This window comes from Devosia aquimaris (genome assembly GCF_020169335.1).
Taxonomy (GTDB): domain Bacteria; phylum Pseudomonadota; class Alphaproteobacteria; order Rhizobiales; family Devosiaceae; genus Devosia; species Devosia aquimaris.
In genome coordinates this window covers 1,901,433-1,922,563 of sequence record NZ_JAIEZN010000001.1, presented here as the reverse complement: position 1 = coordinate 1,922,563, position 21,131 = coordinate 1,901,433, and the positions used below count along the sequence as shown (strand labels likewise).

The following is a 21,131-nucleotide window of genomic DNA, read 5'->3' as shown; positions in this document are numbered from 1 at the left end:
TGCGCGCAAGACTGGCATCATGGCCAGCTTTCACATTGTGGCCACGAAATGCGGGCTTGAGTGGCGGTCTTGCGGGCCGCCAGCGGCCGAAAGAGACGGGACCAACGACCATGCAGATCGATCGCCGAGTCACCAATGGCCTGGCCTGGGCCGGAGCCCTGATCGTGGTGGCCATTCCGACGGCAGATTTGGTGACCAGCCAGTTGATGGGTGGCGCAGCGCGGCCCGCGCAGGTGGCGATGGTCGATGTGCCCGCCGCTGTCCCGGCGGCCAAGGTTGCGCCGAAGCCGGTGCCGCTGAGCCAGCGTCCCGCTGCTCCCCAGGTGGCTGCAGTGACACAACCGGCGGTCGCAAAACCCGTTGCCACGCCGGTGACCGAGCCGACTGCGGCGGCCGAGGTGGCTGTGGCTCCTGCGGCCGCGACCACTGCACCTGCTGGCGATGATGTGGTGAACAGCTATCTCAAGTCCGGCCGCGCGCTGCCCAGCTATATCAGCGACAGCGCCGTAGCCCCCAAGCCGGTGGTCACCACCCAGCCTGCGCCCTCGACCATGCCTGCCCAGACGACTGCCACGACGCCCGCACCGGCGACGACACCGGTGGTGCAGGACCCGGTTGTGGTCGGGGCCATCGAGCCGCAGCACATTGCCCCCATGCCCATGCCGCTCTCGATGCGGCCCCGGCCCGTGGCCGTAGCCACCCCGGCGCAGACCGTGGTGCAGCCGACCGTAGTGCGGCCCGCAGAACTGACGGCGGAAGATCTGCGCGACTGGGAAACCGGTCCGCTCTCCGAATTCCTCGCCAAGCGGCAGGGGCGGGCCCAGCCGGCCAAGCCGGTTCCGGCTGAATATGACGCCGATGGCTTCTTCCTCGACGAAGGCCCCAATCGCAGTGGCGACAGGTTGATCGGGCCGGCGGCGCCATTCGGCTTCTGGGACTTCCAGTAACGCAAGGCTGGTCTGAGGCCTGGCGCTGGACCGGGGCGGCAACAGGGTCTATTCTATGGACACTGATTGCGCGGGTCATTTGAGTCCGGGCGATGACCTGAGAGGCGCTGCGGCGACCCACGCATGCGCAAGCCTGAAGAGAAAACAGACATGTGGCAGAAACTGTCCGACTTTGTCGGCTCGTTCAGCCATCGTACAGGCCTTGCCGGTTCGCTGGTCAATGCGCTGGACCCCGACAATTGGCTGCCTGGTGGTCGCGACGCAGCGTTCACGCTGGCCCTGATTGCCCTTGCTGCCAAGATGGCGGTCGCCGACGGCGTGGTGACGGCCTCGGAAGAACGGGCTTTCCGCGCCACGGTGGAGATCGCGGCTGGCCATGAGGACCAGGTCGAACGGGTGTTCAACCTGGCCAAGCAGGATGTGGCGGGCTACGACGCCTATGCGCGCAAGGTGGCCCGCTTCTTCGTGTCCAATCCGGAAACGCTCGAGCATGTGCTGGACAGCCTGTTCTTCATCGCCACGGCCGATGGCATGGTGCACGAGGCTGAGCTCGACTACCTCAAGTCGGTGAGCGACATCTTCGGCTTTGACGATGCGCGCTTCGAGCAGATGGCCAGCCATTACGTGCGGCTGGAGGTGGGCGTGGACCCCTACGCAGTGCTGGGCCTGTCGCCCGACGCCTCCGACCATGAGGTCAAGCGGGTCTATCGCCTGCTGGTGGCCGAGCACCATCCGGACCGGCTGATTGCCCGGGGCGTGCCCGAAGAACTGATCGATGTGGCCACGGCGCGCATGAAATCGATCAACCTGGCCTATCAGGCGCTGACCAAGCCGGTGGCGCAGCCGCTGCTGACCGGCGCTTGACGGCGGCCCATATACCTCTCTACACCACGCCAGCCAGTTGACCGGGTGGCCGCTGGCAGTGGGGTAACCTGCTGCTGGAGGAAAGTCCGGGCTCCATCGAAACACGGTGCCGGGTAACGCCCGGCGGGGGCGACCCCAGGGAAAGTGCCACAGAAAGCAAACCGCCCCGGCATGCCGGGGTAAGGGTGAAAGGGTGCGGTAAGAGCGCACCGGGTGTCCAGCAATGGAGATCGCACGGTAAACCCCACCGGGAGCAAGACCAAATAGGGATGACGCGGAACTTCGGTTCCAGCCGGTTTTGAGGCCAGATCATCCGGGTTGGTTGCACGAGGCGTCTGGCAACAGGCGTCGCAGATGAATGGCCGCCACGTCCGTTCCGCAAGGGGCGGGCCCTACAGAACCCGGCTTACAGGTCAACTGGCGTTTTCCTTTCCGGTCCAAAAATGGTCCACCCGGGCGCAATCCTGCCTGCGCTGGGCGCGGCTTCGGCGGCGCAAATTGCGTGGCCGAAACCGCCATGGGAAACAGAATCTTAAACGTCATGATGCAGATTGCGAGGATGCGTTTAACCGGCAACCTATGCCGGCAGTGGAGTAGTCAATGTAATGGGCAAGCGTTCCATGCCCGAAACCAGCCCCGATGCCGGCCCGCATGTCCCCGTCCTGATCGATGAGGTGATCGCGGCGCTGTCGCCACTGGCCGGCAAGCGGATTGTCGACGGCACGTTCGGCGCTGGCGGCTATTCGCGGGCGCTGCTGGAGGCTGGTGCGGTGGTGGTGGCCATTGACCGCGACCCGAGCGTCAAGCCCTTTGCCGATGCATTGATGGCCGAGTTCGACGGCCGCTTCATTTTCGTGCCCGGAACATTCTCGCAGCTCGATACGCTGGCGGCGCCGCACGGGCCGATTGATGGCGTGGTGCTCGACATCGGCGTCTCGTCCATGCAACTCGACCAGGCCGAGCGCGGCTTTTCCTTCATGCGCGAGGGGCCGCTCGACATGCGCATGAGCGGGCAGGGCGAGAGCGCCGCCGATCTGGTCAACGGACTGGACGCCGAGCAACTGGCCAATCTGCTCTATGCGTTTGGCGAGGAACGCAAGTCGCGCCGCATTGCCCAGTTCATCGTGGCCGCGCGCGAAACGGCGCCGATCGCCACCACGCTGGAGCTGGCCCGCATCATCGAAAAGGCCATTGGCCGCAAGCCGGGTGATGCGCATCCGGCAACCCGCTCGTTCCAGGCGCTGCGCATTGCCGTCAATGCCGAATTCGACGAGCTGGTCGAGGCGCTGTTTGCCGCCGAGCGCCTGTTGGGCGAGGGCGGTACGCTGGCCGTGGTGGCGTTCCATTCGCTGGAAGACCGGATCGTCAAACGTTTCTTTGATCCCGACAAGGGTGGTCCGGCGCAGTCGCGTCACCTGCCGCAGGTGGTGGGCGAGGCCCGTCGCTGGGTGGACGTCGCCAAGGCCCGCAAGGCCGGGGACAACGAAGTGGCGCGCAATCCACGCGCCCGCTCGGCCATTCTGCGCGCGGCGCATCGTTCGGCCGCGCCGGCTCGTCCGGTCAGCGCCGAAGGGCTCAGCGTGCCCAGGATCAGGGACGCATCATGATCCGCAACCTCAACATCGTCCTGATCTTTTCTGCCGTGGTGATGCTGGCGGGCGTCTATGCGCTCAAGTTTTCCATCGAGAACACAGCCAGCCAGCGCACGGCGCTGATCGCCATGATCGACGAGCAGGAGGGCCAGATCTCCCTGCTCAAGGCCGACGAGGCCGTGCTGAACCAGCCAGGCCATATTGAGCCCATCGTGCGGCGGCACCAGGCAGCGCTGGCCATCGAGCCCGTGCGCCAGGAGCAGTTCGGCAGCTTTGCCGACCTGCCCATGCGCCCTGCCAAGCCCAATAGTGCCGCGATGAACTCGCTGTTTGAATCTCTCGAGGCGGGTGTCGACCCCATCGATGCCATCCTGAGTTTGGAGGGGATCGAATAATGGCCATGACAGCAGACCAGGTCGGCGCCACCATTGCGCTGGACGGCGCCCGCAAGGTTCGCGGCAATCTCACCCAGGCGCGCATCCGCTGGATGGTGCTGGCCATCATGCTCGGCTTCGGCCTGGTCGGCGCGCGGCTGGTGCAATTGGGCATGACCGAGACCGATTCCACCATCGAAGGCCAGGCGCGCGATGTGATCACCGCGACCCGCCCGCCGATCCTGGATCGCAACGGGCTGGAAATGGCCGTCGATATCCGCGTGCCCTCGCTCTATGCCGAGCCGCGCCGCATCATTGACGTGGAAGAGGCCGTGCGCAAGCTGCGCACCGTGCTGCCCAATCTCAGCGAAAGCTGGCTGCGCGACCGGTTGACGGGCGACCAGGGCTTCGTCTGGGTGCAGCGCGAGCTGTCGCCGAGCGTGGAAGAAAAGGTCATGCGGCTGGGCATTCCCGGCATCGACTTCATCACCGAATCCAAGCGCTTCTATCCGGGCATGACCGAGGCCAGCCATATCCTGGGCTCGACCAATATCGACAACCGCGGCATTGCCGGCATTGAAAAGCACATGGACGGCGAGGACATCGCGCTGCTGCAGGACCTGGGCCTGGCGCGCGGCAATGCACTGGCGCCGGTGGAGCTGAGCGTGGACATGCGCGTGCAGCATGTGATGCACGAACAGCTGGTGGACGCGATGACCCGCTACCAGGCCATCGCGGCGGCCGGGGTGATGATGGACATCCATACCGGCGAGATCATCGCGCTGGCCTCCGTCCCCGACTTCAACCCCAATGAGCCGGCGACGGCGCTGGTCAAGGACAGTTTCAACCGCATCACGGCCGGTATTTTCGAGCCGGGCTCGATCTTCAAGACGGTGACCATGGCCGGCGCGCTGGACAGCGGCGCGGTGTCGCTGACGGACAAGTTCGACGCGCGGTTCGGTGTGCGGTTCGGGCGGTTCACGATTGAGGATTTCCACGGCAAGCACCGCATCCTGTCGCTGCCCGAAGTCTACAAATACTCCTCCAACGTGGGCACGATCCACGTCATGCAGGCTCTGGGCAAGGACAATTTCCGCGCCTTCCTGACCCGCATGGGCTTTGACGCGCGCGTGCCGTTCGAGCTTCCCGAAATGCGCCTGCCGACCGTGCCGAAGGAATTTTCCGAGGTGGGGGCGGCCACGGCGTCCTTCGGGCACGGCCTGTCGGTGTCGCCACTGCACATGCTGGCGGCCTATGCGGCCTTTGTGAATGGCGGCAACTACGTCCCGCCCACGCTCTACAAGCGCAGCGTGGCGGAAGCCGAGCCGCTGTACCGCCGCGTCATCCAGCCCAGCACGAGCGAAGCCATCCGCTATCTGATGCGGCTCAACGCCATCGGCCAGGGTGGTTCGGGCTCGCAGATGAACAAGCTGGCGCTGGGCTTCCGCGTCGGCGGCAAGACGGGAACGGCCGAAAAGGTGGTGGATGGCCGCTATTCGTCCAACAAGGTCACGAACTTTTTCGGATCGGCTTTTCCGCTCGAAAATCCCCGCTATGCTATGGTCATCATGGTTGATGAACCCAAGGCAGAGAACCCTCAGTCCGGTACCACTGCAGGCTGGAATGCCGGAACAGTGACGGGCCGTATTGTGCAGCGCGTCGCGCCCATGCTGGGCATTGCGCCAGACTTTTCGCCACTTCTTGACGAAAGCCTTGTCCCGGCTGCCCTGCAGGGCGGTCCGGTTGGCTCGCACTTCAACTAATCCAGAAGGATTTGCCCGTGTCCCTCAGCGTAACCCAACTGCTCGAAGGTTCCGGCGCCCGCCCCAAGAAGGGCCTGGGCGCGGTCTTCGGGCTGAACTCGGACAGCCGGCGCATCGAGCCCGGTGACATCTTCTTTGCCCTGCCGGGCGCCAATGCCCATGGCAACCAGTTCGTGGCCGATGCCGTGCGTCGCGGTGCGCTGGCCATCATCAGCGATACCCAGCCGGTGGGCGACCCCGGTGTGCCCGTGGTCATCGTCAAGGATGTGCGCGCAGCCTACGCCCGCGCTGCCTCGCGTGTGTATGAACCGCAACCGGAAATCACGGTGGCGGTGACGGGCACGAGCGGCAAGACCTCGGTCGCCTCCTTCGTGCGCCAGATCTGGACCCATGCCGGCATTCCCGGCGCCAGCATCGGTACGTTGGGCGTGGAGACGGCCAACCGCCTGATCGAGGGAAGCCTCACCACGCCGGATTCGCGCACGCTGCACCAGTCGATGCGGGCGCTCAAGGCGCAGGGGATAGACCATGTGGCGCTGGAAGCCTCCAGCCATGGCCTCGACCAGCGCCGTCTCGACGGCATCCATTTCGAAGCTGTCGCCTTCACCAATCTCAGCCATGACCATCTCGACTATCACGCTGACATGGACGAATACCGCAATGCCAAGCTGCGGCTGTTCACGGACCTGCTGGTCGATAGCGGCCCTGCCGTGGTCAATGTCGATGACCCCGAGCATGAGCCCTTCATGTTTGCCGCGCTGAGCGCAGGCGCAACGCTGCTGACCGTGGGTCGCGAAGGCGCCTATATCGAAGTGCTGTCGATCAAGCCGGAAGGCTATGGCCAGCGCGTTGAAGTGCGCCATGTTGGCGAGAAGATGAGCTTTCATTTGCCGCTGACGGGCGAGTTCCAGGTGTCCAATGCGATCATTGCGGCGGCGCTGGCCATGTCCTCGGGCGTGGACAAGTCCGATGCCTTCCCGGCCCTGAGCGAGCTCAAGGGCGCCAAGGGTCGGCTTGAACTGGTGGCCGAGCACAATGGCGCGGCCATTTTCGTGGACTACTCGCACAAGCCGGCGGCGCTGGAATCGGCGCTGACCTCGCTGCGCCCCTATGCCAAGAACAAGCTGCGGCTGGTGTTTGGCGCCGGTGGCGACCGCGACAAGGCCAAGCGCCCGATGATGGGCGCGGTGGCCAAGCGCATGGCCGACGACATCATCGTGACCGATGACAACCCGCGCACCGAGGATGCGGCCGGCATTCGCGCGGCCATCCTGGCGGAAGCGACGGGCGCCAAGGATATCGGGGATCGCGGCGAAGCCATCCGCACGGCCATAAAATCGCTGCAGAAAGGTGACGTGCTGCTGGTTGCCGGCAAGGGCCACGAGAGCTACCAGATCATCGGCACCACCAAACACCACTTCAGCGACCACGAGGTCGTGCTGGAGGCGATCAAGGGATAGAATTTTGAGCGTACGCCAGGTCCGGTCTTTCACCCGTCCCGAGAGGGACGAGGTCGGCGCTCCGCGCCGGCCGGCCGGGCCTTCAGGGCGCCTGGATTTACCCTTTTCACTTTCTCCCCGACCCAAGAGGGCTGGCCTTTCCCCGATGGGGACGGGCGGCGCCAGCGGCTGCATCCCGTCATGACCACACCACTTTATACAATCGCCGAAATCCTCACGGCGACGGGCGGCACGACCACGCTCGATGGAGCGACCCCGATCAACTCGGTGTCCATCGATTCGCGCGAAATCGGCCCGGACGCCCTTTTCGTCGCCATCAAGGGCGACCGGTTCGACGGCCATGACTTTGTCGATACCGCGCTGGCCAATGGCGCGGCGGCTGCGCTGGTCAGCCGGGGCGAGGGGCCGGGGCGCATCGGGGTGGACGATGCCCTCGAGGGGCTGCGCGATCTGGCCCGGGCGGCGCGGGCGCGCAGCGGCGCCATCGTGGTGGGCGTCACCGGCAGCGTGGGCAAGACCACGACCAAGGAAGCCATTCGCGTGGTGTTGGAGGCCGCGGGCCCGACCCATGCCTCGATCAAGAGCTTCAACAATCACTGGGGCGTGCCGCTGATGCTGGCACGCCTGCCGCAGGCAGCCGAGTTCGGCGTGTTCGAAATGGGCATGAGCGGACCGGACGAAATCCGGCCGCTGTCGCAACTGGTGCGCCCGCAGATTGCCGTGATTACCACGGTGGCGCCGGCGCATTTCGAGGCTTTCGGCAGCCTTGAGGGCATTGCGCGGGCCAAGGCTGAAATCTTTGACGGCTTGCTGCCGGGCGGAACAGCGGTTCTCAATGCCGATCATGGTCAGATCGAGCTGCTGCGCGATGCGGCGCGGGAAGCCGGGGTGACCAATATCGTCACCTATGGCGAACGCGCGGGGTCAGACTGGCAGATCACCGAGATCGCCGGGGATGCGGAAACCGCCAGCGCCGTTATCACCCATGGATCGGGGCGGTTCCTGCTGGCGCTCAACGTGCCTGGCCGGCACATGCTGGCCAATGCTACCGCAGCCCTGGCCGTGGCTCAGATTGCCGGCGTCGAGCGGGAGGTGGCCCTCGAGGCGCTGGCTGGTTTCGGCGCCCAGGCCGGGCGCGGCCAACGGCTGCTGCTGGGGCCCAGCGACAAGCCGCTGCTGCTGATCGACGAAAGCTACAATGCCAATACCGCCTCGATGACGGCTGCCCTGTCGGTGTTTGCCGCGCAGGTGGCGCCGGGCGGGCGCAAGATGGTGGTGCTGGGCGACATGCTCGAGCTTGGGCCGCGCTCGGGCGAGCTGCATGCGAGCCTTGCCGAAGCCGTGCGCGCGTCTGGGGCCGAGCGGGTCTATCTGGTCGGTCACGAGATGTCTGCACTGGCGTCGGCGCTGGGGGAGGGGCAGGTGGCCGCCCATGCCGGAACGGCGCGCGAGATGGCGGAGATCGTGCGCAATGACCTTGCCTATGGCGATGCAGTTATGGTCAAAGGATCAAACGGCGTGGGGCTGGCAGGACTGATCGAGACGATCCGCGGGCAGTTCGGTAACAACTGACCCCACCCAGCGAGGACACGCCTACCCATGTTGTATTTTCTCGGCCAGTTGGGCGACGCGCTGACGGCGCTCAACGTTTTCCGCTACATCACCTTCCGTACGGCGGGCGCGGTGATCACGGCGCTGTTCTTCGTGTTCCTGTTCGGGCCCGGCATGATTGCGCTGCTGCGCCTCAAGCAGGGCAAGGGCCAGCCGATCCGTGAGGACGGTCCGGCCGGGCACCTGCTGACCAAGAAGGGTACGCCCACCATGGGCGGGCTGATGATCCTGTCGGGCGCGGTGTTCTCGACGCTGATCTGGGCCAATCTGAGCAATGGCTATGTCTGGGTGGTGCTGTTCGTGACGGTGGGCTTTGGCGCCATCGGCTTTTACGATGACTATCTCAAGGTCAAGCGCATGAGCCACAAGGGCTTCGGCAGCAAGCAGAGGCTGCTGCTTGAAGCGCTGATCGGGGGCATCGCCGCCTACGCGATCTCCCAGCTCAATGCCGGGCCGCACAGCAATGCGATGCTGTTCCCGTTCGTCAAGGATCTGGCCTTCAACCTGGGCTATTTCTACATCCTGTTCGGCGGCTTCGTGGTCATGGCTGCGGGCAATTCGGTGAACCTGACCGACGGCCTGGATGGCCTGGCCATCGTGCCGGTGATGGTGGCGGCAGCCTGCTTTGCGCTGATTGCTTATCTCGTGGGTAGCGTGAACTTCTCGGACTACCTGCTGCTCAACTATGTGCCCGGTACGGGCGAACTGGCGGTGGTCTGTGGCGCGCTGATCGGGGCGGGCCTGGGCTTTTTGTGGTTCAACGCGCCGCCGGCACAGATCTTCATGGGCGACACCGGTTCGCTCGCCCTGGGTGGCGCTTTGGGCACCATCGCGGTGGCCACCAAGCACGAGATTGTTCTGGCGATCATTGGCGGGCTCTTCGTGCTGGAGACGGTGTCGGTCATCGTCCAAGTGACGTCGTTCAAGCTCACCGGCAAGCGGGTGTTCCGCATGGCGCCGATCCACCACCATTTCGAGCATCTCGGCTGGACCGAGAGCCAGGTGGTGATCCGTTTCTGGATCATCAGCTTCGTGCTGGCGCTGATCGGGTTGTCGAGCCTCAAGCTGCGCTGACGCGACGGCGAGCTGCCGCGCTCAGGGGGCCGCGCGCTGTGCTCGCGGCCCGCACTTTTTGCAAAACGCAAAAGCAATTGGCAAATCGGTAACCAACGGCCTGCTACAATTTAAAGCAGTTTGTACCCAGTAGCCGGCTTTGCCATGATGTTCTCCCGTGCCGAAAAAACGCCCCTGGCGGAGTGGTGGTGGTCCATTGACCGGGAACTGCTCGGCGCGCTCATTCTGTTGCTGACCTGCGGCATGGTGCTGAGCTTTGCCGCCAGCCCGCCAGTGGCCGAGCGCATCGGGCTCAATGAATGGTATTTCGTGATCCGCCACGCCATGTTCTGCGCGTTGGCGCTGCCGGTGATGCTGCTGACCTCGCTGCTCAACCATCGCCAGGCGCGCATTGCCACTTTGATTACCCTGGTGATCAGTGTCGCGCTGCTCTGGGCCACGCTGCGGTTCGGCACCGAGGTCAAGGGTGCCCGTCGCTGGGTGTCCTTCGCCGGCCAGTCGGTGCAGCCCTCAGAATTCGTCAAGCCGGCCTTCGCCGTCCTCAGCGCCTGGCTGTTTTCGGAATCGATGATTCACCGCAATGTGCCGGGCAAGATCCTGGCCACAGGCATCATGCTCGCCATCGTGGGCGGCCTGTTGCTGCAGCCCGATATCGGTCAGACGGCGCTGGTCACCGGCACCTGGGCGGTGTTGCTGTTCCTGTCGGGCATTTCCTGGTTCATCATCTTCGGCATGGCCGGGGCCGCAGGGGCGCTGCTGTTTGGCGCCTACATGTTCTTCCCGCATGTGTCGCGCCGTATCGACACTTTCCTCAACCCCGATGGGGGCGGCAACACCTACCAGATCGACCGTGCGCTGCAGTCGCTGCTCGAGGGTGGCTGGTTTGGTCGCGGCCCGGGTGAATCGATTGCCAAAAAGCTCATTCCCGACGCCCACGCCGACTATGTGTTTTCGGCGGCTGCCGGCGAGTTTGGCATATTGTTCTGCATGGTTCTGGTGGCGCTGATTGCCTTCATCGTGATCCGCGCCATGATCGGCGCGCAGCGGCAGTCGAGCCTGTTCGCGCGCCTGGCAGCGTCGACGCTGGCCATCCAGTTTGCCATGCAGTCGGGCATCAATCTGGCGGTGAATCTCAACCTCATTCCGCCCAAGGGCATGACGCTGCCGTTCGTCTCCTATGGCGGCACGTCGATGATCGCCGTGGCCTTTGGCATGGGGTTGATGCTGGCATTCACACGCATCAAGCCGGAAGAGCGCATGGCCACCGGCCTGCCCAGCTACAAGAGCGCCATCGCACCCCTGGCCCCCGCAGAATGAGCAAGTTCACCCTTCTGGCCGGCGGCACGGGCGGCCATCTGTTCCCGGCGATGGCCCTTGCGCAGGAGCTGGTACGGCGTGGCCATCACGTCGAGCTGATGACCGACCATCGCGTGGAAAGCTATGGCGGGGATTTTCCGGCCAAGGCCGTCCACATCGTGCCCTCGGCGACGCCCAGCCTGCGCAATCCGATCAAGTTCGTTGCCGGCGGGCTGACCATCCTGCGTGGCGTTGCCGTGGCGTTCTACAAGCTGGCCCGCAACCGGCCGGACTGCGTCATTGCCTTTGGCGGCTATCCGACCTTCCCGCCATTCCTGGCGGCAAACCTGCTGGGCATTCCCGGCATCCTGCACGAGCAGAACGCGGTGATGGGCCGGGCCAACCGGGCCCTCTGCATGTTTGCCGATCTGCTGGCGCTCAGTTTCACCAGCACAAAGTTCGCCGACAAGACGCGCGTCGAACAGGTGCTGACCGGCAATCCGGTGCGCGACCGCGTGCGGATGGCCTCCGGCGTTCCCTATCCGCCGCTGGATGGAAATGGACCAATCCGCATCGTGGTGTTTGGCGGCAGCCAGGGCGCCAAGGCGCTCTCGGAGATCGTGCCGCCCGCCATTGCCTTGTTGCCCGACGCCCTGCGCGCCCGGGTGCAGGTGCTGCAGCAGTGCCGCGCCGATGACCTGCAGGGCGTGGCCGAGATCTATCGCCAGGCCAAGATGAATGTGGAACTGGCCACCTTTGTGCCGGACCTGCCCGAGCGGATGGCGCAGGCGCACCTGGTCATCAGCCGGTCCGGGGCGTCGACCATTGCCGAACTGACAGTGCTGGGCCGCCCGGCCATTCTGGTGCCGCTGCCGGGCGCCATCGATGCCGACCAGAAGAACAATGCGCTGGTGATGGAGCAGGCCGGGGGCGGCTGGGTGGCCGAGCAGGCCACGCTTTCACCGCAATCGCTTGGCACTCGCCTCACGAACCTGTTAACCGATCCGACAACTCTGCCCAAGGCCGCCGCCGCAGCGCGGGCCCTGGGCCAGCCGCGGGCCGTCGAGAAACTGGCTGACGCGGCCGAACGGCTCGCCTGAGCCCTCAGCATGGAAACTGCACTATGAAGATGCCCCGCAATATCGGCCCCGTCCATTTCATCGGTATCGGTGGCATTGGCATGAGCGGCATCGCTGAAATCCTGCACAACCAGGGTTACACGGTGCAGGGCTCGGACGCCGCCGCCAATCCCAATGTGCAGCGGCTGCGCGACATGGGCATCAAGGTAGCCATCGGCCAGAGTGCCGACAATCTGGGCGCTGCCGAAGTGGTGGTGGTGTCCTCGGCCATCAAGAAGGACAATCCCGAGCTGGTGGCCGCCCGCGCCAAGGCACTGCCCATCGTGCGCCGCGCCGAAATGCTGGCCGAGATCATGCGCTTCAAGACGGCCATCGCCATTGGCGGCACGCATGGCAAGACAACGACCACCACGCTGGTCGCCACGCTGCTCGATGCCGGCAACCTCGACCCCACGGTGATCAATGGCGGCATCATCAACGCCTATGGTACCAATGCCCGGCTGGGCGCCGGCGAATGGATGGTGGTGGAGGCCGACGAAAGCGACGGCACGTTCATCAAGCTGCCGGCCGATGTGGCCGTGGTGACCAATATCGATCCCGAGCATCTGGACCACTATGGCAGCTTCGAGGGGGTCAAGAAGGCGTTCCATCAGTTTGTCGAGAACGTGCCCTTCTATGGCTTTGCCGTGATGTGCCTGGATCACCCCGAAGTGCAGGCGCTGGTGGGCGAGATCAAGGATCGCCGCGTCATCACCTATGGGCGCAATCCGCAGGCCGATGTGCGCCTGGTGGATCTGGAGACGGTGGATGGCGTCAGCCATTTCTCGGTTGAAATCCGCGACCGCATCCGCATGACCCAGCTGCGCATCGATGGGCTCGAGCTGCCCATGCCGGGCATCCACAATGCGCTCAATGCCACAGCCGCCATTGCCGTGGCCGACCAGCTGCATGTGCCGGCCGAGGCCATTCGCAAGGGGCTCAAGGGCTTTACCGGCGTCAAGCGCCGCTTCACCCGCACGGGCGTGGTGGGTGGCATCACCGTCATCGACGACTATGGCCATCATCCGGTGGAAATCGCCGCGGTGCTGCGGGCGGCCCGGCAGTCGACCCGGCGTGATGTGATCGCCGTGGTGCAACCGCACCGCTTCAGCCGCCTCAATGATCTGTTCGACGATTTCTCGGCCTGTTTCAACGACGCGGACACGGTGATCGTGGCCCCGGTCTATGCCGCCGGCGAGCAGCCGATTGCCGGCGTGACGCATGAAGAGCTGGTCAACCGCATCCGGGCGCGCGGCCATCGCGACGCCCGCGTGCTGGCCGGCCCCGAGGATCTGGCGGCGATGATCGCCGAGCGGGCCGAAGACGGGGACTATGTGGTGTGCCTGGGCGCCGGCAATATCACGCAATGGGCGGCGACACTGCCGGCGGAGCTGGGCGCGCTGATCGGGGAGGAGCCCAAGTGAGCGCTCCCATGACCTATCCCGACCTGCTGCCGCAGTTTGCCGACTGGATCGGTGCGGTGCGCGGCCGCCTGATCCCCAACCAGATGCTGAGCGAAGTGACCTGGTTCCGCGTGGGCGGACCGGCGCAATTGTTCTTTACGCCGGCCGACGAGGCCGATCTTGCCTATTTCCTCAAGCACCTGCCGGCGGATATCCGCGTGACCGTGATCGGGCTGGGCTCGAACCTGCTGATCCGCGACGGCGGCATCGACGGCGTGGTCATTCGCCTTTCGGGCAAGGCCTTCGGCCAGATCGAAGTGCTGGACGATCACAAGATCCGCGTGGGCACCTCGCTGCCCGACGTCAAGGTGGCCACTGCTGCGGCGGAAGCCGGCATTGACGGGCTGACCTTTTATCGCGGCATTCCGGGCGGCATTGGCGGCGCGCTCTATATGAATGCCGGCTGCTATGGCACCGAGACGCGCGACCGCATGGTCGAGCTGCGCGCGGTGACCCGCCAGGGCGAGATCATCACCCTGAGCAATGCCGACATGGGCTATCTCTATCGCAAGTCCAACGGGCCGCGCGGCGCCGTGTTCACCTCGGCGGTGTACCAGGGCTTTGCCGGCAATCGCGAGGAAATCCTCGAGCGCATGCGCGAGATCACCGAAAAGCGGGAATCCAGCCAGCCGACCAAGGCCAAGACCGGCGGCTCGACCTTCAAGAACCCCGAGGGGCATTCGAGCTGGAAGCTGATCGATGCCGCCGGCTGCCGGGGCCTCAGGGTCGGCGGCGCGCAGATGAGCGAACTGCATGCCAATTTCCTGCTCAATGTCGAGGACGCGACAGCGCACGACATCGAGACGCTGGGCGAGACCGTCCGCAATCGCGTGCGCGCGCATTCGGGCATTTCGCTGAGCTGGGAAATCCGGCGCATGGGCCATTTCCTGCCTGGGCAGGAGGTGCGCGAGTTCCTCGATGGCGATGTGTTCACGGGGGCGGTGTGATGGCGCCCATGTCTTCTTGTATCGTCAGTGATCGGACCCAGCCATGAGCAAGCACGTCGCCGTTCTGATGGGTGGCTGGTCCAATGAGCGGCCGGTGTCGCTCAATTCCGGCCGCGAATGCGCCCAGGCGCTGCGCAATGCCGGCTATCGGGTGACCGAGGTCGATGTGGGCCGCGACATTGCCAATGTGCTGACCGCGCTCAAGCCCGACGTGGCCTTCAATGCGCTGCATGGTCCGTTCGGCGAAAGCGGCATGATGCAGGGCGTGCTGGAACTGCTGTCCATTCCCTATACGCATTCGGGCGTGCTGGCCTCGGCGCTGGCCATGGACAAGCACCAGGCCAAGATCGTGATGAAGGCCGCCGGCGTGCCGGTGACCGATCACATGATTGTGCCGCGCAGCGAGGCGGGAGCCGAGCACGTGATGGCGCCGCCCTATGTGATCAAGCCGATTGCCGATGGCTCGAGCTTTGGCGTGCATATCGTGCGCCAGGGGGCCAACCGGCCGCCGCAGGAAATCCTCGGTGCCGACTGGAATTCGGGCGAAGAGGTGATGGTCGAGCGCTATATTCCGGGGCGCGAGCTGACCTGTGCGGTGATGGGCGATGTGGCGCTGGGCGTCACAGAAATCGTCACGGACCTGGCCTTCTACAACTATGACGCCAAATACGCCAAAGGCGGCTCCACCCACATTATTCCGGCGCAGCTGCAACCGAAAATTTACGACAAAGTGCAAAAGCTAAGCCTAGCCGCGCATGCGGCGATTGGCTGCCGAGGCGTGACGCGGTGCGACTTCCGCTACAACGACGCAGCCGGTCCTGACGGCGAACTGGTCTGCCTGGAAATCAACACCCAACCTGGCATGACCGCGACGTCCCTGGTGCCCGAGCAGGCTCTGCATGCCGGGCATTCCTTCGAAGAGCTGGTTTCCTGGATGGTGGAGGACGCGAGTTGCAACAGGTAAAGAGCGAGGCCTTTCTCGCTGGTGCGCGGGTCTATGACCCCCGGACCCTGCCTGTTCCTGTCCGCTCTCCCCGCCGCAAGCTGGCCAACAATATCGGTCGTGCCTGGGTCCTGCACCGCAAGGGCCTGACACGGGCGATGATCGTGACGGCCATGCTGCTGGGCGGTGTGGCTCTCTATCAGATGCGCGAACCCATCGAGATGGGGACTGCCGCCCTGAGCGACCTGGCACAGTCGCGCTTCGCCGCCGCCGGATTTGCCATCGGCGAGATTTCGATTTCCGGCCAGACGCTGACCAGCGAACAGGCCATCTTCGATGCGCTGGGCGTCCAGCCGCAGACTTCCAGTGTCGGCTTCGACATCGAGGCGGCGCGGCAGCGCATTGCCGCCCTGCCGGCCATAGACACCGTCAACATTCGCAAGACCTATCCCGATGGGCTGGTCGTGACTGTGACCGAAAAACTGCCTGTGGCGCGCTGGCGCATCGATGGCATCACCTTTGTCGTCGACGGCAGCGGCGAACAGATCGGCGAGGACAAGGGCGCCTATGGCGACCTGCCACTGGTGGTGGGCGATGGCGCCAATGACGATGCGCTGGTGATGATCCGGGCGCTCGATCAATATCCCACGCTCAAGGATGGGCTGGTGGCGCTGTCGCGCATCGCCGATCGACGCTGGGACCTGATCTATGACACGGGGCTGCGCGTGCAGCTGCCCGAGCTGGGGGTGGCGGGGGCGCTGCGCCATCTGGTGATGTACCAGGATAGCTATCAGTTGCTGGATCGGGATCTGAGCGTGATCGACCTGCGCGTGCCCAGCCTGGTGGCGGTTCGACCCAATAAACCTGACGAAGAAACCAAAAAGCCATGATGACCGATGCCATGACCTCGCGGCTGCGTCCCGTGCAACCCGGCAAGACCACGCTGGTGGCGGTGCTGGACATCGGCTCGACCAAGGTGTGCTGCGTGATCGCGCGCCTGACGCCGCGGGCCGAAGGCACCGCGCTCAAGGGCCGTTCGCATCGCGCCGAGGTCATCGGCTTTGGTTATGGCCCGTCGGCAGGCGTCAAAAGCGGCGTCGTCACCGATATCGAAAAGGCCGAGCACACTATCCGCAGCGTGGTCGGCATGGCGGAGCGCGCTGCCGGGCTGACGCTGGAATCGGTGATCGTCAACGTGACGGCCGGTCGGCTGGGGTCGGAGACGTTCTCGGCGGCCGTGTCGCTGGACGGGCAGGAGGTCGAGAAGGCCGACATCCATCGCGTGCTGCGTGCGGTCAATGAGCGCTCGGTGCGGCCGGAGCGCTCGATCATCCATGCGTTGCCGATCGGTTACGCGATTGACGGCCAGAAGGGCATCCGTGATCCCAAGGGCATGGTGGGCGACAAGCTCAGCGTCGATGTGGCCGTCGTCAGCTCGGAAACCCTGGCCATGCGGAACCTCGAACTGGTGCTGCACCGCTGCCATCTGCAGATCGAGGCGCTGATCGCCACTCCCTATGCCTCGGGCCTGGCGACACTGGTCGACGACGAAGCCAAGCTGGGCGTCGCCTGCATCGATTTTGGCGGCGCGACCACGACTGTTTCCGTGTTCAACGAAGGCCATCTGGTCTATGCCGATGCCATTGCCATTGGTGGCCATCACCTGACGCTCGACATTGCGCGGCAGCTCTCGGTGAGCGTGGCCGATGCCGAGCGGCTCAAGACCTTTTATGGCTCGGTGCTGCCCGGCCAGGCCGATGAACGCGACCTGATCCCGATCCAGCCGGTGGGCGCCAGCCATGACGAAGCGCCCGGGCAGGTGGCCCGTTCGGTGCTGACCCGCATCATGCGCCCTCGTATCGAGGAAATCCTCACCGCCATCCGTGACCGCATGCAGGCCACCGGCATGATGGATGTGTGTGGCCGCCGCTTCGTGCTGACGGGCGGCGCCAGCGAAATGACCGGCCTGCCGGAAGTGGCACGGCGCACGCTGGCGCGCAATGTGCGCAATGGCCGCCCGATGGGCATTGCCGGCCTGCCCGAGATTGCCAAGGGTGCGGCCTTTGCCACGGTCGCGGGCATGCTGATCTACCCGCAGGTCTGCGCCAAGGAGTATTCCGAGCCACGCGGCAGCCGCAAGCTGACCGGCACGGACGGCTATTTCCACCGCGTCGGCAACTGGCTGCGCTCGAGCTTCTAGACGCTATCGTCCGGTTGCCGACACCAGCAAGGTCACGCCCAGCGCCGCAAAGGCAGCGCCGAAAACGGCCTCGGTGATCCGCCAGAACCGCGCATAGGCACGCGTTGCCGTGCCCGTGGAAAAGACCAGCCCATAGCCGCCATAGATCACCAGCGCCGAGACGGCCACCACTGGTCCGAAGGCGAGCACCTGCAGATTGCCCAGCCCGGCGCCGAACAGGAAGGTGGCAATGGCTGACCACATCAGCGCCGCCTTGGGGTTGGTCAGCACCACGAGCGCGCCGCGGCGCCAGGCGCCCAGAGGCGACAGTGAGGCGAGCGCGGGCGCCACATGGGTGGTGCTCGTGGTCAGCAGCGTGCGCAGGGCTTTTGTGGCGATGAACAGCAGGTAGAGCCCGCCCACCAGCTTGAGCACGGTCAGCGTCACCGGCACCGTGCTGAACAGGGCGCCCAGGCCAAGGGCAACAGCGGCGGCCCAGATCAGCGAGCCGCTCGCAATGCCCAGGGCGACCAGTAGCGCGTGGCGCCGGCCCTGGCCCAGAGCGACCGCAATGACGGCCATCATATTGGGCCCGGGAGAGATCTGCGCCAGGGCAACACCAAGCCAGGCCAGGAAGAAGGCATGCAGCATCGCTCAAGCTCCAAGAGGTTTGGTCCGGCGCAGGTCTACCACGCGGCGGCGTCTGGCCCCAGCGTCGCATTGAGATGACGCCGGGTCGCGGCCTCGAAATCATCGGGCCAGGGGATGTCCAGCTGCTTCGCCAGCGCCCGGGCGCGTGGCATGAACTGGCGGGCGATGGCCAGATTGGCATCGATCAGCGCCTGCCGTTCCAGTGGCGGATAGGGCAGGGCGCGCAGAACCGCCATATCCTCGGGCGGCAGCACCTTGGATTGGTGCAGGATGCCGCCCGGATCGGGGTCGGTGACCGACTGCATCATCAGGCCGGCCACATGGTCGCGCATCATCCCGAGGCCCAGGGCCATGGCCACCAGTTCGCCGCGGCCAAGCCCAACCGGCATCAACCCCAGCATGCGGATGAACTCGTGGATGACATAGCGGACATAGCCGGGATTGGGTGCCTTGGGCGGCATTGAGGCCGGCAGGGTCGCGTAGAGACTGTCCCGATCGATGAGTGGCTTGATGCGATCGCGCGCGCGGGACTGCAAAGTCTGGGGCGGCTGGATGGCCACGTCGCAACGCAGCCAGTCTTCGGTGATGGCGTTGAGCACCATGCGCTCGCCATTCATCTGGTTCCAGAAGACGATGGGGGTGATGGACGCCAGCAGGTCCCGCCAGGCATTGGCGACTGCTGCCTGGTCGGCAGGCGCGGCGGTGATGATGAAGTCGACATCGCTCCATTGGTCGGCCGTGCCCCGACCAAGGCTGCCGCCCAGGAACAAGCCGCGTATCCTGGTGTCCTGCGCCAAACCGTCCGTTACGGCCTGGATGAATGCCGTGGTGTCCAACTCCGCCTCCGCCAATGATTTTCCCGCTTCGTCACAAGAGCATGCGCAATGCGCAGCGCCAAGTCCTGGAGCCTGATGGGACGATCGGCGGCAGCGGCGGAGACATGGTTAACGGGCTTTGAACCGGTAACCATTCGGAGTCGCATTTTGCGATCTTGTTAACGCGAACGGGACAATTGTTAGGGGCCGGTTAACGTTTTGGGGGGTAAATCTTTACCAACACCGCCACTATGAGGCCCTTCATGACTATCAACCTCACCATCCCGGACATCCAGGAGTTGAAGCCCCGCATTACCGTCTTTGGGTGTGGTGGCGCCGGCGGCAATGCCGTCAATAACATGATCGAGTCCGGTCTTGATGGCGTGGACTTCGTGGTCGCCAATACCGATGCGCAGGCCCTGGCCCTCAGCAAGGCGCAGCGCATCATCCAGCTGGGCGTCGGTGTTACCGAAGGCCTGGGTGCAGGCTCGCACCCGGAAGTCGGTCGTGCGGCGGCCGAGGAAAGCTGGGACGAAATCAATGATCACCTGAGCGGTTCGCACATGGTGTTCATCACGGCCGGTATGGGTGGTGGTACCGGCACCGGCGCGGCTCCCGTTGTGGCGCGTGCGGCGCGCGAGCAGGGCATCCTGACCGTGGGCGTGGTCACCAAGCCGTTCAATTTCGAAGGCAATCGCCGTGCGCGTCTGGCCGAAGACGGCATCGACGAGCTGCATCGCCATGTCGACACGCTGATCGTCATCCCCAACCAGAACCTGTTCCGCGTGGCCAATGAGAAGACCACGTTTGCCGACGCTTTCGCGATGGCCGACCAGGTGCTGTTCTCTGGCGTCGCCTGCATCACCGACCTGATGGTCAAGGAAGGCCTGATCAACCTCGACTTCGCCGACGTGCGCGCCGTGATGCGCGGCATGGGCAAGGCGATGATGGGCACCGGCGAGGCTTCGGGCGAAGACCGTGCGCGCCACGCTGCGGAAGCCGCCATTGCCAATCCGCTGCTGGACGATGTGTCCATGCACGGCGCCCGTGGCCTGCTGATCTCGATCACCGGCGGCCCGGACCTGACCCTTTATGAAGTCGACGAAGCGGCCAGCCGCATTCGCGAAGAAGTCGATCCGGATTGCAACATCATCCTGGGCGCAACCTATGATCCGAGCCTGACGGGCACGATCCGCGTGTCGGTCGTGGCCACGGGCACCGACGCAACCATGGTGCAGGCTCTCGAGCCGGCCAAGCCGCATGCTTCGCGCACGCCGCTCGAAGTGCGCCGTCATGTCCCGGTCGAACCCACCCGCGTGGCTGCCGAACGTGCCCCGGTGGCAACGCCCGCCGTCAGCCAGCAGATCGAACACCAGGTCGAGGCCGCCGTGGCCGAAGCCTTCTCGTTCAACGCTGCCCAGCAGCCTGCGCCGCAGGCCGCCGCCCAGCATGACGACGATGGCGTGTTCGTGGAGCCCTATATTCCTGCCGCGCCGATGCCGACCCATGACGAAGATGAGCCGGCAATGGTCGAAGAGCAGCCCGTGCCCAGCGTCTACGTGCCGTCCCATGCTGCCCGGCCGGAAGGCCAGCGCCGCATGCCGCGCACCGAGGAGCTGCCGGTTGTTGCGCGCCGGACACAGGAGTTGCAGGATCGTGTCGATCCCGAGCCCCGCAATGCCCGTGCCCTGTTCAAGCGCCTTGCTTCCAATGTCGGCCTGAACCTGGGTCAGCAGCCGGCTCCGGCCAAGGACGAAACAGCCTATTCCTCGGCTGATGATGCCGCTGCCCGCAGCGCAATTGAGGCTGGTCCGGCAAGGACTTCGAGGGTTCCCAGCCCCAGCCAGGGCGCCCATGGCAATCTCGATGCCCAGGGTCGTGCGCCCGCCGCACCGCCCCAGAAGGAGAGCCTGGAGATCCCGGCATTCCTCCGCAAGCACGGCTGATCGCTGTTTACAGTTTTGCTAAAGATTGCTCGGTGCGGCTTCCGCGCCGAGCTTTTTTTGGCTACTAGAGTCGCTGGCCAGACGCTAT

Annotated in this window: 18 protein-coding genes and 1 other RNA gene; 17 read left to right on the top strand and 2 right to left on the bottom strand. The window is 65.0% G+C overall.

Translation table 11 applies throughout. The annotated features are described in order from the left end of the window. Positions 1 to 110: 110 nt before the first annotated feature. From K1177_RS09250 to ftsA, 16 genes are all read left to right on the top strand, one after another. Complete coding sequence (locus K1177_RS09250) at positions 111 to 947, top strand: hypothetical protein (RefSeq protein WP_224703017.1); 837 nt, start codon at positions 111 to 113, stop codon at positions 945 to 947. A 150-nt stretch (positions 948 to 1,097) separates the two neighbouring features. Continuing rightward, positions 1,098 to 1,811 (top strand): TerB family tellurite resistance protein, encoded by a 714-nt coding sequence (locus K1177_RS09245; RefSeq protein WP_224703016.1) that lies wholly within the window; start codon positions 1,098 to 1,100, stop codon positions 1,809 to 1,811. 33 nt (positions 1,812 to 1,844) lie between these two features. Further along, an RNA gene (gene rnpB, locus K1177_RS09240) (RNase P RNA component class A) lies at positions 1,845 to 2,236 on the top strand. A 180-nt stretch (positions 2,237 to 2,416) separates the two neighbouring features. After that, entirely contained in the window at positions 2,417 to 3,418 is a 1,002-nt protein-coding gene (rsmH, locus tag K1177_RS09235; RefSeq protein WP_224703015.1) for a 16S rRNA (cytosine(1402)-N(4))-methyltransferase RsmH, read from the top strand. Next, positions 3,415 to 3,798 carry a cell division protein FtsL gene (gene ftsL / locus K1177_RS09230; RefSeq protein ID WP_224703014.1) on the top strand — a complete coding sequence of 128 codons (384 nt, stop codon included), beginning with the start codon at positions 3,415 to 3,417 and terminating at the stop codon, positions 3,796 to 3,798. Before rsmH ends, ftsL begins: the two co-directional genes overlap by 4 nt. Continuing rightward, positions 3,798 to 5,540 carry a peptidoglycan D,D-transpeptidase FtsI family protein gene (locus K1177_RS09225; protein ID WP_224703013.1) on the top strand — a complete coding sequence of 581 codons (1,743 nt, stop codon included), beginning with the start codon at positions 3,798 to 3,800 and terminating at the stop codon, positions 5,538 to 5,540. Before ftsL ends, K1177_RS09225 begins: the two co-directional genes overlap by 1 nt. Before the next feature lie 17 nt (positions 5,541 to 5,557). Then, positions 5,558 to 7,000 (top strand): UDP-N-acetylmuramoyl-L-alanyl-D-glutamate--2,6-diaminopimelate ligase, encoded by a 1,443-nt coding sequence (locus K1177_RS09220; RefSeq protein ID WP_224703012.1) that lies wholly within the window; start codon positions 5,558 to 5,560, stop codon positions 6,998 to 7,000. Positions 7,001 to 7,180: 180 nt separating this feature from the next. Continuing rightward, positions 7,181 to 8,572 carry a UDP-N-acetylmuramoyl-tripeptide--D-alanyl-D-alanine ligase gene (locus K1177_RS09215; protein ID WP_224703011.1) on the top strand — a complete coding sequence of 464 codons (1,392 nt, stop codon included), beginning with the start codon at positions 7,181 to 7,183 and terminating at the stop codon, positions 8,570 to 8,572. Between the two features lie 27 nt (positions 8,573 to 8,599). Next, on the top strand, positions 8,600 to 9,685 hold the full coding sequence (gene mraY / locus K1177_RS09210; protein ID WP_224703009.1) for a phospho-N-acetylmuramoyl-pentapeptide-transferase: 1,086 nt from the start codon (positions 8,600 to 8,602) through the stop codon (positions 9,683 to 9,685). 147 nt (positions 9,686 to 9,832) lie between these two features. Continuing rightward, entirely contained in the window at positions 9,833 to 11,002 is a 1,170-nt protein-coding gene (locus K1177_RS09205; protein WP_224703724.1) for an FtsW/RodA/SpoVE family cell cycle protein, read from the top strand. Beyond that, the gene (gene murG, locus K1177_RS09200) at positions 10,999 to 12,081 is read left to right on the top strand and encodes an undecaprenyldiphospho-muramoylpentapeptide beta-N-acetylglucosaminyltransferase (RefSeq protein WP_224703007.1); all 1,083 of its coding nucleotides are present in this window, start codon (positions 10,999 to 11,001) and stop codon (positions 12,079 to 12,081) included. The genes K1177_RS09205 and murG overlap by 4 nt, the downstream gene beginning before the upstream one ends. Positions 12,082 to 12,104: 23 nt before the next feature. Further along, a complete protein-coding gene (gene murC / locus K1177_RS09195; protein ID WP_224703006.1) occupies positions 12,105 to 13,523 on the top strand; it encodes a UDP-N-acetylmuramate--L-alanine ligase in 1,419 nt (472 codons plus the stop codon). Between the two features lie 8 nt (positions 13,524 to 13,531). Next, positions 13,532 to 14,509, top strand: a complete 978-nt coding sequence (murB, locus tag K1177_RS09190) for a UDP-N-acetylmuramate dehydrogenase (protein WP_224703723.1) — start codon at positions 13,532 to 13,534, stop codon at positions 14,507 to 14,509. Positions 14,510 to 14,552: 43 nt separating this feature from the next. Next, positions 14,553 to 15,473, top strand: a complete 921-nt coding sequence (locus tag K1177_RS09185) for a D-alanine--D-alanine ligase (RefSeq protein ID WP_224703005.1) — start codon at positions 14,553 to 14,555, stop codon at positions 15,471 to 15,473. Further along, on the top strand, positions 15,461 to 16,342 hold the full coding sequence (locus tag K1177_RS09180; protein ID WP_224703004.1) for a cell division protein FtsQ/DivIB: 882 nt from the start codon (positions 15,461 to 15,463) through the stop codon (positions 16,340 to 16,342). The genes K1177_RS09185 and K1177_RS09180 overlap by 13 nt, the downstream gene beginning before the upstream one ends. Next, positions 16,339 to 17,652, top strand: a complete 1,314-nt coding sequence (ftsA, locus tag K1177_RS09175) for a cell division protein FtsA (RefSeq protein WP_224703003.1) — start codon at positions 16,339 to 16,341, stop codon at positions 17,650 to 17,652. The genes K1177_RS09180 and ftsA overlap by 4 nt, the downstream gene beginning before the upstream one ends. Before the next feature lie 3 nt (positions 17,653 to 17,655). Here the strand turns inward: ftsA and K1177_RS09170 are convergent, their stop codons facing one another. Then, positions 17,656 to 18,282 carry a LysE family translocator gene (locus K1177_RS09170; RefSeq protein ID WP_224702998.1) on the bottom strand — a complete coding sequence of 209 codons (627 nt, stop codon included), beginning with the start codon at positions 18,280 to 18,282 and terminating at the stop codon, positions 17,656 to 17,658. A gap of 35 nt (positions 18,283 to 18,317) precedes the next feature. Next, entirely contained in the window at positions 18,318 to 19,118 is an 801-nt protein-coding gene (locus K1177_RS09165) for a nucleotidyltransferase domain-containing protein (protein ID WP_224702997.1), read from the bottom strand. Between the two features lie 242 nt (positions 19,119 to 19,360). Here K1177_RS09165 and ftsZ point away from each other — a divergent pair, with 242 nt between their 5' ends. Next, positions 19,361 to 21,043 carry a cell division protein FtsZ gene (gene ftsZ / locus K1177_RS09160; protein WP_224702996.1) on the top strand — a complete coding sequence of 561 codons (1,683 nt, stop codon included), beginning with the start codon at positions 19,361 to 19,363 and terminating at the stop codon, positions 21,041 to 21,043. Positions 21,044 to 21,131: the final 88 nt, after the last annotated feature.